The 13,877-nt window shown below is 73.8% G+C and carries 12 protein-coding genes; 9 read left to right on the top strand and 3 right to left on the bottom strand.

The annotated features are described in order from the left end of the window. Positions 1-350: 350 nt before the first annotated feature. On the top strand, positions 351-1,049 hold the full coding sequence (locus ACFZCF_RS09090) for an RNA polymerase sigma factor (protein ID WP_388437364.1): 699 nt from the start codon (positions 351-353) through the stop codon (positions 1,047-1,049). Continuing rightward, positions 1,049-2,140 carry a hypothetical protein gene (locus ACFZCF_RS09085; protein ID WP_391285602.1) on the top strand — a complete coding sequence of 364 codons (1,092 nt, stop codon included), beginning with the start codon at positions 1,049-1,051 and terminating at the stop codon, positions 2,138-2,140. Before ACFZCF_RS09090 ends, ACFZCF_RS09085 begins: the two co-directional genes overlap by 1 nt. Positions 2,141-2,296: 156 nt before the next feature. On the opposite strand, the gene ACFZCF_RS09080 is transcribed toward ACFZCF_RS09085, so the two are convergent. Next, positions 2,297-3,202, bottom strand: coding sequence for a L,D-transpeptidase family protein (locus ACFZCF_RS09080; RefSeq protein WP_391285600.1), 906 nt, complete (start codon positions 3,200-3,202; stop codon positions 2,297-2,299). 201 nt (positions 3,203-3,403) lie between these two features. Here ACFZCF_RS09080 and ACFZCF_RS09075 point away from each other — a divergent pair, with 201 nt between their 5' ends. The 3 genes from ACFZCF_RS09075 (at position 3,404) to ACFZCF_RS09065 (ending at position 6,579) form a co-directional block, all read left to right on the top strand. Beyond that, a complete protein-coding gene (locus tag ACFZCF_RS09075) occupies positions 3,404-4,984 on the top strand; it encodes a methylmalonyl-CoA mutase (RefSeq protein ID WP_388437355.1) in 1,581 nt (526 codons plus the stop codon). 72 nt (positions 4,985-5,056) lie between these two features. Continuing rightward, a complete protein-coding gene (gene leuE / locus ACFZCF_RS09070) occupies positions 5,057-5,713 on the top strand; it encodes a leucine efflux protein LeuE (protein ID WP_391285598.1) in 657 nt (218 codons plus the stop codon). Between the two features lie 47 nt (positions 5,714-5,760). Continuing rightward, positions 5,761-6,579, top strand: coding sequence for a GyrI-like domain-containing protein (locus tag ACFZCF_RS09065; RefSeq protein ID WP_391285596.1), 819 nt, complete (start codon positions 5,761-5,763; stop codon positions 6,577-6,579). A 51-nt stretch (positions 6,580-6,630) separates the two neighbouring features. Here ACFZCF_RS09065 and ACFZCF_RS09060 read toward each other — a convergent pair whose 3' ends face one another. Both ACFZCF_RS09060 and ACFZCF_RS09055 read right to left on the bottom strand, forming a co-directional pair. Continuing rightward, entirely contained in the window at positions 6,631-7,956 is a 1,326-nt protein-coding gene (locus tag ACFZCF_RS09060) for a polysialyltransferase family glycosyltransferase (RefSeq protein ID WP_391285594.1), read from the bottom strand. Continuing rightward, the gene (locus ACFZCF_RS09055; protein WP_391285592.1) at positions 7,953-8,984 is read right to left on the bottom strand and encodes a glycosyltransferase; all 1,032 of its coding nucleotides are present in this window, start codon (positions 8,982-8,984) and stop codon (positions 7,953-7,955) included. Before ACFZCF_RS09055 ends, ACFZCF_RS09060 begins: the two co-directional genes overlap by 4 nt. Before the next feature lie 219 nt (positions 8,985-9,203). Here ACFZCF_RS09055 and ACFZCF_RS09050 point away from each other — a divergent pair, with 219 nt between their 5' ends. From ACFZCF_RS09050 to ACFZCF_RS09035, 4 genes are read left to right on the top strand one after another with little or no spacing between them, the layout of a single operon-like run. Further along, the gene (locus tag ACFZCF_RS09050; RefSeq protein ID WP_391285590.1) at positions 9,204-10,493 is read left to right on the top strand and encodes a DUF6716 putative glycosyltransferase; all 1,290 of its coding nucleotides are present in this window, start codon (positions 9,204-9,206) and stop codon (positions 10,491-10,493) included. Continuing rightward, positions 10,493-11,698 (top strand): cytidylyltransferase domain-containing protein, encoded by a 1,206-nt coding sequence (locus ACFZCF_RS09045; RefSeq protein ID WP_391285588.1) that lies wholly within the window; start codon positions 10,493-10,495, stop codon positions 11,696-11,698. Before ACFZCF_RS09050 ends, ACFZCF_RS09045 begins: the two co-directional genes overlap by 1 nt. 13 nt (positions 11,699-11,711) lie before the next feature. After that, positions 11,712-12,605, top strand: coding sequence for an N-acetylneuraminate synthase family protein (locus ACFZCF_RS09040; protein ID WP_388437333.1), 894 nt, complete (start codon positions 11,712-11,714; stop codon positions 12,603-12,605). Continuing rightward, positions 12,602-13,765: a hypothetical protein gene (locus ACFZCF_RS09035; protein WP_391285585.1), complete on the top strand. Its 1,164-nt coding sequence runs from the start codon at positions 12,602-12,604 to the stop codon at positions 13,763-13,765. The genes ACFZCF_RS09040 and ACFZCF_RS09035 overlap by 4 nt, the downstream gene beginning before the upstream one ends. Positions 13,766-13,877 lie beyond the last annotated feature (112 nt).

The raw sequence follows: 13,877 nt of genomic DNA, 5'->3' as shown, positions 1-13,877 counted from the left end.
TGAAAGTGGGATGAAACGCCCATCGGGGTAAGGGTCCGCCCTGGAACACCCCCGGAAAAGGGAGACGACCGGGGCCGCCACCCCCCACAGGAGAGGCCCCGGTCGTCATCCACGGAGCCGCAGCACGGCTCCGTACTCCATACAGCGCCGGGCGTGCGGTTTCTGTCACACCGCCCGCACCGGAGCGAAGGTTGCAAGTTGCACAAGGTGCCCGCCCCGCGTGGACGCGACACCGGGAAGCGACGTAGCGTGCTGGAGCGCGAAGCGGACCCGGCGGCGATGACCAGCCCCGATTCCGCCGGCGACGTGCTGACGCGCGCGCGGACGCGACGACGAACAGGGTTTGGGGAGTGCTGGGGGACGACGCGGAGCTGACGGCCGCGGTGCTCGCTGCGCAGAACGGGGACGAAGACGCCTTCCGTACTGTGTACCGCGCCGTGCACCCCCGTCTGCTGGGCTACATGCGCACGCTGGTCGGGGACGCCGACGCCGAGGACGTCACCTCGGAGGCCTGGCTCCAGATCGCCCGCGACCTCGACCGCTTCGGCGGCGACGCGGACCGCTTCCGCGGCTGGGCGGCCCGGATCGCCCGCAACCGCGCCCTGGACCACCTCCGGATGCGCGGCCGCCGCCCCGCCTCCGGCGGCGACGAGACCGAACTGACCGACAAGCCCGCCGACTCCGACACCGCAGGCGAAGCCCTGGAGGCGCTCTCCACCGACGACACCCTGCGACTCATCGCCCGCCTCCCGCAGGACCAGGCCGAGGCCGTCGTCCTGCGCGTCGTCGTCGGCCTCGACGCCAAGTCCGCCGCCGAGGCCCTCGGCAAGCGCCCCGGCGCCGTCCGCACCGCCGCGCACCGCGGCCTGAAGAAGCTCGCCGAACTCCTCGGCGTCGACGCGGCCGCCGCCGGAGCGGACCCCGGCGACGAAGCCGGCGACGGGGCGCCGGGCCTCGGCGGAGTGCCCCCGCAGCGCGGCCGGAATCCCGGGTTCATAGCCCCCGGCGGTGTGACGCATTGGCGTCCGCGTACGCAGAAGGACATGTGATGGCCGACGAGCGGTACCAGTGGCTCGATCCCGACGCCGCGGAGCGGCTGCTCCGGGGTGAGCCCGTCGACCCCGCGGACCCGGCGGGCCGCGCCGGCGCCGCCGCCCTCGCCGACGCCCTCGCCACCGTCCGGGTCCCCTCTGCCCCCGCCGCCGGCGAACCGCTCGCCGGGGAGGAGGCCGCCCTCGCCGCCTTCCGCACCGCCGCCACCGCCCGCGCCGCGTCCGCCGCCCGCACGGCGGCGCCCGGCGCCGCCCGCCGCTGGGGTCGCTCCCTGCGGTACGGGCTCGCCGCCGCGCTCGCCGCCGTCACCGTCGGCGGCGTCGCCGTGGCCGCCGGCACCGGAGTCCTCCCGCTGGTCGACCGGGAACCGTCCCGTACGGCCACCGCCGCCGACCCCGCGGTCCCGACCGGCGGACCGGGCGAACCCACCGCCGGGATCCGCCGCCTCCCCGACCCGACGCGGAGCGCCGCCCCGGACCCGTCCACCCCCGGCACCACCCCCACGCCCGAACCGCGGGACGGCACCCCCGCGACCACCCGCCCCGGCACCACCCCCTCCGCCGAGCCCACCGGCCGCGACGGGGACGACGACACCGGCGGCCGGGACGGCGACACCCGCGAGGCCAGGGCCGAGGCCTGCGGCGACTACCGCTCCGGCCGCCTCGACGAGGCCGGCCGCCGGCGGCTCACCGCCGCCCTGCGCACCGGCCAGTCCCTGCGCGCCTACTGCGACGCCCTCCTCGGCCCCGCCGCCGACAGGCCCGGCGGGAAGGGCGGGGGCGACGACGAGGGCGCCGACGGCGACGGCCCGGGCACGGGCGGGGACGAGGGGAACCGGGACACCGGCACCGACATCGGCCGCGGCACCGTCCCGACGCCCACCGACCCCGGCCGCAAGCGCGGCCGGAGCGGCGGTGGCGCCGACCGGTCCGACCCGAAGGACCGGCCGAAAGCCAAGCCCCGGGCGAAGTCGCCGGAGCGGCAGAAGTCGCAGGAGCAGACGAAGACGCAGGTCACGGCGGGTGCGAAGCCCCTCGCGCTCGCCCCGGCCGGCGCCGCCGGGGGAGCCCCGGCGACGCGGGTGTGACACTTTCGGGCCCGTCGGCGCAGTACTGAGTGAGCCGACTGGTCATCGGCCGCGCAGAGAGCCGGGGTTCCCCCCGTACCTACGGCTCCGCGCACCCGGCGCGGGTGGGGCACGTTCCCCCGGCCCCACCCGCGCCCCTTCTTCCCGCCCCGTCCGCTACCAGTGGACGACGACCTTGTCGCCGACCTTCACCTGGTCGAAGAGGGCCGCGAGCTTCGCCCGGTCCCGGACGTTCACACAGCCGTGCGAGGCCCCGTTGTAGCCGCGGGCCGCGAAGTCCGACGAGTAGTGCACCGCCTGGCCGCCGCTGAAGAACATCGCGTACGGCATGGGCGTGTGGTAGATCGTCGACGTCCAGTCCTTCGCCTTCCAGCCCACCGCGAAGGTGCCCTCGCGGGTGGGCGTGTTCTCCGAGCCGAAGCGCACGTCCATCGACGACACCACCCGGCCGTCGATCATCCAGGCCAGCGTCCGGCTCTCCTTGCTGATGCAGAGCACCCGGCCCTTCATGCAGGCCGCGGCCGGCGCGTCCAGCTCGTTGGTCGTCGACGGCTCCAGCTCGTCCGCCGTCGGCTTCCGCGACAGGCCGACGAGCCGCTGCCAGGTCGCCTCGTCCACCGAGCCCGTCGCGGGCAGCCCCCGCTTCTTCTGGAAGGCCGAGACCGCCTTCCCCGTGATCGAACCGTAGAAGCCGGTGGGCGCCCGGTCGAAGTGGTCGAGCTGCCGCAGCCGCGCCTGGAGCTCGCGCACCTGCTCGTTCTCGTCGCCGTCCGCCATGAGGACCTTCGCCGCGGGCGCGGGCGCGGGCGACGACGGCTTGGCGTCGGACCCGCCGGGCGCGGACCCGCCGGACGCGGAACCACCGGGCGTCGGCGCGGACGAGGCCGACGCGGCCGGCGGGGTGGAGCCGCCGCCCGCCGGAGCGGGCGCGCTCGCCGTCGGAGCCCCGGAGGCCCGCGCCCCGCCGCCGGGCCCGGCCGCCTGGGCCGTACAGCCCGTGGCGACGAGCGCGACGGCGGCGGTCGCGAGCACGGCTCTGCGTATGACGGACGAACGCTTCATGGTGGCCCCCCGGGAACTCGACTGTGCCCATAGGGATGCTTCCCGTTCGCCCGCGGTTGCGCCTCCGGCCGGGCGAACCGCCGATGTTGTGAGCAAGGTCCCAGCCTGCTGACCTCCACCGGACCGCGCACCCGCCGCTACAGTCCGTCGCGAGGGTCGGTAGCAGGAGCGCGGCAGCACATCACACGGGAGGCACAGCACATGGCACGCGAGTCGGAGTCGGGACTGCCCATCGAGCCGGTCTACGGCCCGGACGCCCTGGAGGGCTGGGACCCGGCGGAGAAGCTGGGCGAACCGGGTGCGTACCCCTTCACGCGAGGCGTCTACCCGTCGATGTACACCGGACGGCCGTGGACGATGCGGCAGTACGCCGGCTTCGGCACCGCCGTGGAGTCCAACGCCCGGTACAAGCAGCTGATCGACAACGGCACGATGGGCCTGTCGGTCGCCTTCGACCTGCCCACCCAGATGGGCCACGACTCCGACGCGGCGATCGCCAGCGGCGAGGTCGGCAAGGTCGGCGTGGCCATCGACTCCGTCGACGACATGCGGGTCCTCTTCGACGGCATCCCGCTCGACAAGGTCTCCACGTCGATGACGATCAACGCCCCCGCCGCCCTCCTCCTGCTGATGTACCAGCTGGTCGGCGAGGAGCAGGGCGTGCCCGCCGAGAAGCTCACCGGCACGATCCAGAACGACGTGCTGAAGGAGTACATCGCCCGCGGCACGTACATCTTCCCGCCCAAGCCCTCGCTGCGGCTGATCGCGGACATCTTCAAGTACTGCAAGGCCGAGATCCCGAAGTGGAACACGATCTCGATCTCCGGCTACCACATGGCCGAGGCCGGCGCCTCGCCCGCGCAGGAGATCGCGTTCACCCTCGCCGACGGCATCGAGTACGTCCGCACCGCCGTCGCGGCCGGCATGGACGTCGACGACTTCGCCCCCCGGCTCTCCTTCTTCTTCGTGGCCCGCACGACGATCCTGGAGGAGGTCGCGAAGTTCCGCGCCGCCCGCCGGATCTGGGCGCGGGTGATGAAGGAGGAGTTCGGCGCGAAGAACCCCAAGTCGCTGATGCTCCGCTTCCACACCCAGACCGCCGGCGTGCAGCTGACGGCCCAGCAGCCCGAGGTCAACCTCGTGCGCGTCGCCGTCCAGGGCCTGGCGGCCGTGCTCGGCGGCACGCAGTCGCTGCACACCAACTCCTTCGACGAGGCCATCGCGCTCCCCACGGACAAGTCCGCCCGCCTGGCGCTGCGCACCCAGCAGGTCCTCGCGTACGAGACCGACGTGACCGCCACCGTCGACCCCTTCGCCGGCTCGTACGTGGTCGAGAAGATGACCGACGACGTCGAGGCCGCCACCCTCGAACTCATGGCGAAGGTCGAGGAGCTGGGCGGCGCGGTCAACGCCATCGAGCGCGGCTTCCAGAAGAACGAGATCGAGCGCTCGGCGTACCGGATCGCGCAGGACACCGACTCCGGCGAGCGGGTCGTCGTCGGCGTCAACCGCTACACGATCGACGTCGAGGAGCCCTACGAGCCGCTGCGCGTCGACCCGGCCATCGAGGCCCAGCAGGCCGAGCGCCTCGCCAAGCTGCGCGCCGAGCGCGACCAGCCGGCCGTCGACGCCGCCCTCGCCGCCCTGAAGAAGGCGGCCGAGGGCACCGACAACGTCCTCTACCCGATGAAGGACGCCCTCAAGGCCCGCGCCACCGTCGGCGAGGTCTGCAACGCCCTCCGCGAGGTCTGGGGCACCTACACGCCCAGCGACGTCTTCTGACCGAACGCCCGTTTCGTCCGACGGTTGAAACGTGAAAGCGGAGTGTCGTACCGGTGTGCGACACTCCGCTCCATGCTGGGTGTCACCGATCTGCCGACCTATCTCGCCGGGCTCGTCCTCATCATCCTCCTGCCGGGGCCGAACTCGCTGTACGTGCTGTCCGTCGCCGCCCGCAAGGGCACCCGGACCGGATACAAGGCCGCCGCCGGCGTCTTCACCGGCGACACGATCCTGATGACGCTGGCCGCCCTCGGCGCGGCCTCCCTGCTCCAGACCACCCCGCTGCTCTTCACCGTCGTCAAGTACGCGGGCGCCGGCTACCTGGCCTGGATGGCGTACGGCATGCTCCGCGCCGCCCTCGCCACGTGGCGCTCCCGCCGCGAGCCCGCCGAGGCCGCGGCCGAGGCGGCGGAGACCGGCCCCGCCGAGCGCCCCTACCGCCGGGCGCTCGTCATCAGCCTCTTCAACCCGAAGGCGATCCTCTTCCTGATCTCCTTCTTCGTGCAGTTCGTGGACCCCTCCTACGCCTACCCGGCGCTCTCCTTCCTGGTCCTCGGCACCCTGCTCCAGCTCGGCAGCTTCCTCTACCTGACGACGCTGATCTTCAGCGGCACCCGCCTCGCCGCCGCCTTCCGCCGCCGCAAGCGCCTCTCCGCCGGCGCCACCTCCGCCGCCGGCGCCCTCTTCCTCGGCTTCGCCGTGAAGCTCTCCCTGAGCAGCGCCGCCTGACGCCGCTTGACCCTCACACCGTGTGAGGCCGTTCCGTAGGGGGCGTCATGTTCACCATCGGAGACTTCGCCCGACACGGGCGGGTGTCGGTCCGGATGCTGCGTCACTACGACGCGATCGGACTGCTGCGCCCGGCCCACGTCGACCCGCACAGCGGTTACCGCTTCTACACGGCCGGCCAGCTCGCGCGGCTCAACCGCGTCATCGCGCTCAAGGACCTCGGCTTCACGCTGGAACAGGTGGGGGCCATCCTCGACGACGAGATCGGCGCGGACGAGCTGCGGGGGATGCTGCGGCTGCGCCAGGCCGAGCTGGAAGCGGCCCTGGAGGCGGCGCGGGCCCGGCTCGCCCAGGTCGGCGCGCGGCTCCGAGCCATCGAGAGCGAGGGACGCATGTCCACGCAGGACGTCGTCGTCAAGAAGATCCCGGCCGTCCGGATCGCCGAACTGAGCGCGTCGGCCACCGGCTTCGAACCGGAGGCGATCGCGCCCGTCATCGGGCCGCTGTACGAGGAGCTGTGCGGCCGGCTGGAGGCCGCCGGGGTCACCGGGTTCGGGCCGGGTATCGCCTTCTACGAGGACGCCGGGAAGGGCGACGGCTCGGTCGTCGTGCACGCCGGCATGACCGTGCCGGAGGGCACGGAGGCGGAGGGCGTGCTCGTGCACGTGCTGGAGGGCTTCGAGGCCGCGACCGTGGTGCACCGCGGTTCCATGGACGACGTCCTGCCGACCGCGCAGGCCCTCGCCGCCTGGATCGACACCAACGGGTACGCCTCCGCCGGCCACGCCCGCGAGCTGTACCTGGAGTGCCCCGAGGACCCGGCCGGCTGGGTCACCGAGATCCAGGAGCCGATCCGCCGCCCCTGACGGCGGCGGGGCCCGGGACCTCCGCACAGGTCCCGGGCCGGTCTCGCGCGGCTACTTCCTGAGCGCCTTCCGCAGCCGCAACGCCCGGCGGGCCAGCCGGCGGACCCCCGGGTGGCGGGGGACCGGCAGGCCGCCCGGCAGGTCCAGGACGGTGAGCCGGCGGCGGGTGAAGTGGTGCCGGGTGCGCTCGGCGTACGGCCCGGACAGGTGGCGGACCGCCGCCTCCCGCAGGTCGGCCCGTATGTTCGGCTGCATCGCGAACCCGACGGCGGCGACCAGGTCGTCGAGGCGCGCGGCGTCCGTCACCGGCTCCTCGTCCTCCGGGCCCGGCACCAGCGGCGGCAGGACCGCGTCGACGACCGTCAGCGGGATGCGGTTGCTGTTCTGGAACGGGGTGAGCCGCCGGAGCAGCTCCCGGGTGCCGACCCGGGCGACCGGCAGGCCGTAGAAGGTGCGGGCGGTCATCAGCGCCGTGGAGAAGCAGCCGACGACCAGCGCCGGCCGCAGCTCGCGGTAGAGCACCTCGGCGAGCACCGGGCGGGTCTCGACGGTCAGCGCGGCGCCGAGCCGGGCCGCCTCCTCCGTGAGCGAGGCCGTCCAGGAGTCGGGGGCGTTGGGGTGCGGCTTGAAGACGAGGCGCCGGTGGCCGCGGGCGACCGCGCCGCGCACCATGCTCAGGTGCAGCTCCTCCTCCTCGGCGGCCGTCATCAGGTTGATCGCCGCGAGGTACTGGCCGAGGAGGAGGGCGGGGCCCTCGCCGCCGCCTGCGGGCGCGTCGGAGCCCGCGAGCTCCTCCACGACCTTGGTGAAGGCCTCCACCGGTACGGTCTCCGGCACCGCGCCGAACTCGCCGAGCAGCAGCGGCCGCAGGCCCGGCACCAGGTCGAGATGGAGGAGGCGGGCGGCGCGGCCGCCGATCAGCGGGTCGATCTTGTTGCGGGTGGGTCCGTAGCTCATCAGGCCGTCGGCGTAGACGGTGATCGCCGCCTCCGGGAGGAGCGTGGCGACGGCGAGCGCCGGGGTGACCTGGATGGACTCCAGGACGAGCTCGATCCGGTCGTCGCCGAGCCGCCACAGCTTGTGGAGGTGGCGCTGGAGCATCGGCACGTCCTGGCCGCGCGGGGTCCAGCCGCCGGGGTGGAGCGGGGAGATGGTCTCGTTCCAGGAGATCACCTCGTCGAAGCGGCCGCGGATCCGGTCGAAGCCCTCGGCCTCGACGAAGGCGGGGGTGGTCTCCGGGATGGGCGCGTTGTGGGTGACCAGGAGGAGCCGCCGGGCGGCGGTGCCGAAGCAGCCGCTGTCCATGGCGGCGGCCAGGGTGACCGCCCCGTACAGGGTGGACGCGGCGAAGATCTGGGTCGTGCGGGCCGGGCTCACGCGGCCACCTCCGAGGGGGTCGGGCCGGACGCGGGACCCCGGCCGCCCGGCGGGGCCGGCGGCGGAGGTGCGGGGCGTCGCCGGCGCAGCTTGCGCAGCACGGCGGCCCGGTCGCCGCCCATCGAGGTCAGCGCCGCGTCGAGGACGTCCTGCGGCATGCGGCGCAGCGCGCCGGCGCTCATCGCCTTCAGCTGACGGGCCACGTCGGGCTCGAACTTCTCGATGGAGCCGATGTGGTGGGCGATGACCGCGCAATAGGTGCGGACGGCTTTCGGGAGAAAGCGTTCCGCCTCCCTGTCCTGGGCGGTCTCCTCGACGACCTGGTCGAAGGCGCGGATGAAATCCAATTGCCGGACGTCGCCGATCTGCGTGAGGGACGTGCTGACTCCGCGTCGGTAGAAGACGCCGAGTTCGCCGATGGCGGCGAAGGATTCCGCCTCGCGGTGCAGTCGCCAGATCCAGGGCCGGTCCTCGGCGGTGCGCAGGCCGTGCGGGAAGTGCAGCAGGCCCCGGTCGAGGAGCCGGCGGTGGTAGATGCCGGCCCAGGCGAAGGGGTAGTCGACGGAGGTGGTGCGGTGGGCGGGGAGGATCGCCTCGCGCGGGTCGAGGACCTCGCCCCGGCGCGGCACGGGGACCCGGCGGACCGAGCGGGCGCGGCCGGTGACGGAGGTGTGGTCGGTGCGCAGGAAGTCGCAGCCGAGGCCCTCGGCGGCGGCGAGCAGCCGGCCGTAGTAGCCGGGGGAGAGCCAGTCGTCACCGTCGAGGAAGGTGAGGTACTCGCCCCGGGCCGCGTCCAGGCCGGTGTTGCGGGCGGTCGCCAGGCCCTCGTTCCGCTCGTGCCGGATCAGGACGGCGCCGGGCAGGGTGCGGGCAGCCCGTTCGAGGATGTCGGGGGTGTCGTCGGACGAGCAGTCGTCGACGAGGAGGAACTCGACGTCCTCGCGGGCGTTGGCGCGCAGACCGGCGAGGGTGTCGGGGGCGTATGTCTGCACGTTGAAGAACGGCACGACGACGGAGAGCTTGACCACGCGGCCGACGCTAGGCGCCGCCCCGGCCGCCCCGCCGACCGGCCGGGGGATTTTCGGTGAACACGAAGCGGCGGACTGATTAACCGCCTTTACCCGAGGGGATTTCGGGCCGTCCAGGGGCTGAATCCCGGGCTGCTTCAGTTCACGGAGAGATGCTGTTCACCGTTTGTTGTGGCTCAGTTGGGCCGCCGACCGGAATGGACTTCTAGCGTCCTCGACGTGCCAGCAAGTTCCAGTGAAGCGGTACGGATCGCCGTACTCGCGGATTCCGACACCCGGTGGAAATGGGGTGCGCTCACCGCGCGCCGCATCACCGCGGCGGACACCGAGCCCCACGGGTTCGTGCTCCGCGGCCGGGCCACCCCCACCGCCCGCCAGCTCGCCGAGACGGGCGCCTCCGCGGCCGCCCCGCGCGAGGTGACCGGGGCGGAGTTCCTGCGCGAGGTGCGGGACGGGGAGGTGCGCGGCGAGCGGTACGACGTCGTGGTCCTCGCGCTGGTCGGCGGCACCGTCCGGGCCGTCCTCCAGGGCCTCGCCGACCTCGGTCTCGACCGCCGGCCGGTGATCGTCACCGGCTATGTCGGGGTCGTCTACGAGAAGCTGGCCGACGGGCTGCTGCTGCGCCACGGGGCCGACGTGGTCCTCGCCAACTCCCGCCACGACGCGGAGCGTTTCCGTGCCGTGTACGAAGGGGTCGGCGCGGACGCCGGGTCGGTCGTCGAGGCCGCCCTGCCGTTCCTCGGCGGTGCCCCGCACCGCCGCGAGGAGGGCCGCGACACCCTGGTGTTCGCCGCCCAGCCGTCCGTCCCGGTCACCCGGAACGAGCGGGCGTACCTCCTGGAGCGCCTGGTCCGGCACGCCCGGCTGCACCCGCGGCGCGAGGTCCTCCTCAAGCTGCGCTCCAAGCCCGGCGAGCACACCACGCACCTGGAGGAGCACCCATACCAGAGGCTGGTGCGCGACCTGGACCCGCCCGCCAACTTCCGTCTGGTGTACGGGCACATGGGCGAGGTCCTGGACCGCACCGACCTGCTGGTCACCGTCTCCTCCACGGCCGCCCTGGAGGCACTGCACCGCCGGATCCCGACGGCGATCCTGACCGACTGCGGGGTCCGCGAGGTGAACGGCAACCACCACTTCATCGGTTCCGGCCTCCTCACCTCCTTCGACCGGCTCGACCGGGGCGAGGTGCCCCAGCCCGACGAGGAGTGGCTGTCCCGGCAGGGCGTGGCGGCCGGAGGCTCGTACGCCTCCGCCTTCGACGCCGCCAGGACCCGGGTCGCGGAACTCCTCGCGCGGCCCGAACCGCCCCCGATCAGCCCCTACTACACCGCGGAGACGGCCCCCGGCTACCTGCCCGGGATCCTCGCCCGCCACCGCCTGGACGTCACCGCCCCGCCGGCCCGCGACAGCGGTCTGCGCCGGATCGTCCGCGAGGCGGCGCGCGGCGCCTACCGCCACGGCGTGCAGCGCGTGGCCCCCGTCGTCCGACGCCTGGGAGAACTGTGATGCCCACGAAGAAGCCGAACCCCACCGTGCTCGCCGTCATCCCCGCACGGGGCGGCTCCAAGGGCGTCCCCGCCAAGAACCTCGCCCCGGTCGCCGGGATCCCGCTGGTCGGCCGGGCCGTCCGGGCCTGTCTCGGCGCGGTCGGCGTCACCGACGTCGTCGTCTCCACCGACGACCACGCCATCGCCGCCGCCGCCCGCTCCTTCGGCGCCGAGGCGGTCCAGCGCCCCGCCGCGCTCGCCGGCGACACCGCCACCAGCGAGTCCGCCGTCCTGCACGCCCTCGACGCCTTCGAGGCCACCGCGGGCCGCACCGCCGACGTGGTCCTCCTCGTCCAGTGCACCAGCCCCTTCCTGACCTCCGCCGAGGTCGCCGAGGCCGTCGCCCGGATCGTCGGCGGAGAGGCCGACACCGCCTTCACCGCCGCCCCCTCGCACGGCTTCCTGTGGCGCGAGACGGCGGACGGCGCCACCGGCGTCAACCACGACAAGGCGCACCGCCCGCGCCGCCAGGACCGGGAGGCCGAGTACCTGGAGACCGGCGCCGTCTACGCGATGGACGCGGCCGGGTTCCGTACCCACGGGCACCGCTTCTTCGGCCGCACCGCGCTCGTCGTCACCGACCCGGCCCGCGTCCTGGAGATCGACGACCCGCACGACCTGGCCCGCGCCAAGGCCGTGGCCCCGCTCCTCGACGATCCGGCCACCCCGTCCTTCGCCGACGTCGACGCGGTCGTCCTCGACTTCGACGGCACCCAGACCGACGACCGGGTCCACCTCGACGCGGAGGGCCGGGAGTTCGTCTCCGCCCACCGCGGCGACGGCCTCGGCATCGCGGCCCTGCGCCGCGCCGGACTGCCCGTCCTCATCCTCTCCACCGAGCAGAACGCCGTCGTCGCCGCCCGCGCCCGGAAGCTGAGGATCCCCGTCCTGCACGGGATCGACCGCAAGGACCTCGCCCTCAAGGAGTGGTGCGAGGCCGAGGGCATCGACCCCGCGCGCGTCCTCTACGCCGGCAACGACGTCAACGACCTGCCCTGCTTCCACCTCGTCGGCTGGCCCGTCGCGGTGAGCAGCGCCCACGACTCCGTCCGGGCGGCCGCCCGCGCGGTCACCGCCACCCCGGGCGGCTTCGGAGCGATCCGCGAGATCGCCGCCTGGCTCCTCGGACCCGAGCTGAACACCCCCACCCCTCTCCCGAACTGAAGGAAGCACCACCATGAGCACCCGCCTGCGCACCCTCGGCCCGAAGACCGCCGGTCCGGGTCAGCCCGTCTACATCTGCGGCGAGATCGGCATCAACCACAACGGCGACCTCGACAACGCCTTCAAGCTGATCGACGTGGCCGCCGAGGCCGGCTGTGACGCCGTCAAGTTCCAGAAGCGCACCCCGGAGATCTGCACCCCGCGCGACCAGTGGGACATCGAGCGCGACACCCCCTGGGGCCGGATGACGTACATCGACTACCGCCACCGCGTGGAGTTCGGCGAGGACGAGTACCGCCAGATCGACGAGCACTGCAAGAAGCGCGGCATCGACTGGTTCGCCTCCCCGTGGGACACCGAGGCCGTCGCCTTCCTGGAGAAGTTCGACGTCCCCGCCCACAAGGTGGCCTCCGCCTCCCTCACCGACGACGAGCTGCTGCGCGAGCTGCGCGCCACCGGCCGCACCGTCATCCTCTCCACCGGCATGTCGACGCCGAAGCAGATCCGCCACGCGGTCGAGGTCCTCGGCAGCGACAACATCCTGCTCTGCCACGCCACCTCCACCTACCCGGCCAAGGCCGAGGAGCTGAACCTGCGCGTCATCCAGACGCTCCAGGAGGAGTACCCGAACGTCCCGATCGGCTACTCCGGCCACGAGACCGGCCTCCAGACGACCCTCGCGGCCGTCGCCCTCGGCGCCGCCTTCGTCGAGCGCCACATCACCCTCGACCGCGCCATGTGGGGCTCGGACCAGGCCGCCTCCGTCGAGCCCCAGGGCCTGGAGCGCCTCGTCCGCGACATCCGCACCATCGAGACCGCGCTCGGCGACGGCGTGAAGAAGGTGTACGAGTCGGAGCTCGGCCCGATGAAGAAGCTCCGCCGCGTCATGGAGCCCGTCTCCGCATGACCGGCCGCCTGGCGTTCGTCGAGAGCCCCGTCCAGCTCCTGAACGTCCTGGAGTGGGCGCACGCGCGCGGCCGGGGTCCCGCCCCGGCCGCCGCCCCCGCGCCCGCTCCCGCCCCCGGGCTCCCGGCCTCGCCGGAGCAGGGGGGACCGCCGCGGGCGCCCGCGCCGCACCCCGGCGCCGCCGACGGCCTGCGGATCGTCGTCCTGTCGCCGGCGGACCCCATGTCGCGCGGCCAGCTGCGCCGGATGGCCCAGCTGGCCCGGGACGAGGGCTTCGAGGTGCACTGGCAGGAGGCGCGGGCCGGCCGCGGCGCGCTGGTCCGCACCCTGCGGGAGCTGGGCGGGCCGCTGCGCGCGGCGGAGCGGGTGATCGTCGGCGATCCCTTCTCCCGTTACGTCCAGCTGCTGCTGACGCTCTTCGGGCCCCGGCACGTGACGGTCGTCGACGACGGCACCGCGACCATGGAGTTCGCCGCGCAGCTCGCGGACGGGGAGCGGCTGGTCCGCTGGCACCGCAAGGGCGACCTGGGGCCGCGCGAGCTGCTGCTCGCCCCGGTCACCTCGCTGGCCCGGCGCCGGCTCGCCCCGGGCCCGGGCAGGACCGTCGAGATCTTCACCTCGCTCCCGGTGCAGGCGCCGCCCGGCACCGAGGTCACCGAGAACGCGTACGCGTGGACGCGGGAGCGTTTCGGCCCGCCGTCGCTCACCGGCGGCGCCGACCTCGTGGGCACCTCGCTCGTCGAGACCGGGGTGGTGGACGCGGACCACTACCTGAGGGTCGTCGGGGAGCTCGCCCGCGCCCACGGCGCCACCCGCTACTTCGCGCACCGCCGCGAGACCCCGGAGAAGCTGCACCGGATCGCGGTGGAGGCCGGGCTCCAGGTGGTCCGTCCCGAGCTGCCGCTCGAACTGATCGCCCGGCGCGGCCCGATCGGCGCCACCGTCGTCAGCTTCCCGTCCACCGTGGTGCACACCCTGCCGCTCGCCCTGGCGGGCACCGGGGTGAAGGTGGCGGTCTGCGAGATCGCGCCCGAGTGGCTGCGGGCCACCGCCTCGCCGCGGGCACAGGGCTTCCTCGCGGGCGTCGCCGGCACGGCGTCGGGGGTGGACCGTCTCACTCCGCGGAACGCTTCCGCGGTCGACCGGCTCGAATTCGGGTGACCATACCCATACGGAGTGTGTCCCATGCGCAGTAAACCGAGATTCTTTACCCTAACGGGCTGAAGTTTTCGTGATCAACGGGCAGTTGATCACTGGATGGGCCTACGCTTCA

The sequence above is a fragment of the Streptomyces sp. NPDC007945 genome (assembly GCF_042958885.1).
Taxonomy (GTDB): Bacteria; Actinomycetota; Actinomycetes; order Streptomycetales; family Streptomycetaceae; genus Streptomyces.
Note: the sequence above shows the minus strand (reverse complement) of the source record. Positions and strands in the feature narration are given on the sequence as shown.

Excerpts from the sequence above, each read along its gene's own strand:
- ACFZCF_RS09075 (WP_388437355.1), top strand. The coding sequence starts at position 3,404 with ATGGCACGCGAGTCGGAGTCGGGACTGCCCATCGAGCCGGTCTACGGC.
- ACFZCF_RS09040 (WP_388437333.1), top strand. The coding sequence starts at position 11,712 with ATGAGCACCCGCCTGCGCACCCTCGGCCCGAAGACCGCCGGTCCGGGT.
- ACFZCF_RS09035 (WP_391285585.1), top strand. The coding sequence starts at position 12,602 with ATGACCGGCCGCCTGGCGTTCGTCGAGAGCCCCGTCCAGCTCCTGAAC.
- ACFZCF_RS09080 (WP_391285600.1), bottom strand. The coding sequence starts at position 3,202 with ATGAAGCGTTCGTCCGTCATACGCAGAGCCGTGCTCGCGACCGCCGCC.
- ACFZCF_RS09045 (WP_391285588.1), top strand. The coding sequence starts at position 10,493 with ATGCCCACGAAGAAGCCGAACCCCACCGTGCTCGCCGTCATCCCCGCA.
- ACFZCF_RS09085 (WP_391285602.1), top strand. The coding sequence starts at position 1,049 with ATGGCCGACGAGCGGTACCAGTGGCTCGATCCCGACGCCGCGGAGCGG.
- leuE (WP_391285598.1), top strand. The coding sequence starts at position 5,057 with ATGCTGGGTGTCACCGATCTGCCGACCTATCTCGCCGGGCTCGTCCTC.
- ACFZCF_RS09065 (WP_391285596.1), top strand. The coding sequence starts at position 5,761 with ATGTTCACCATCGGAGACTTCGCCCGACACGGGCGGGTGTCGGTCCGG.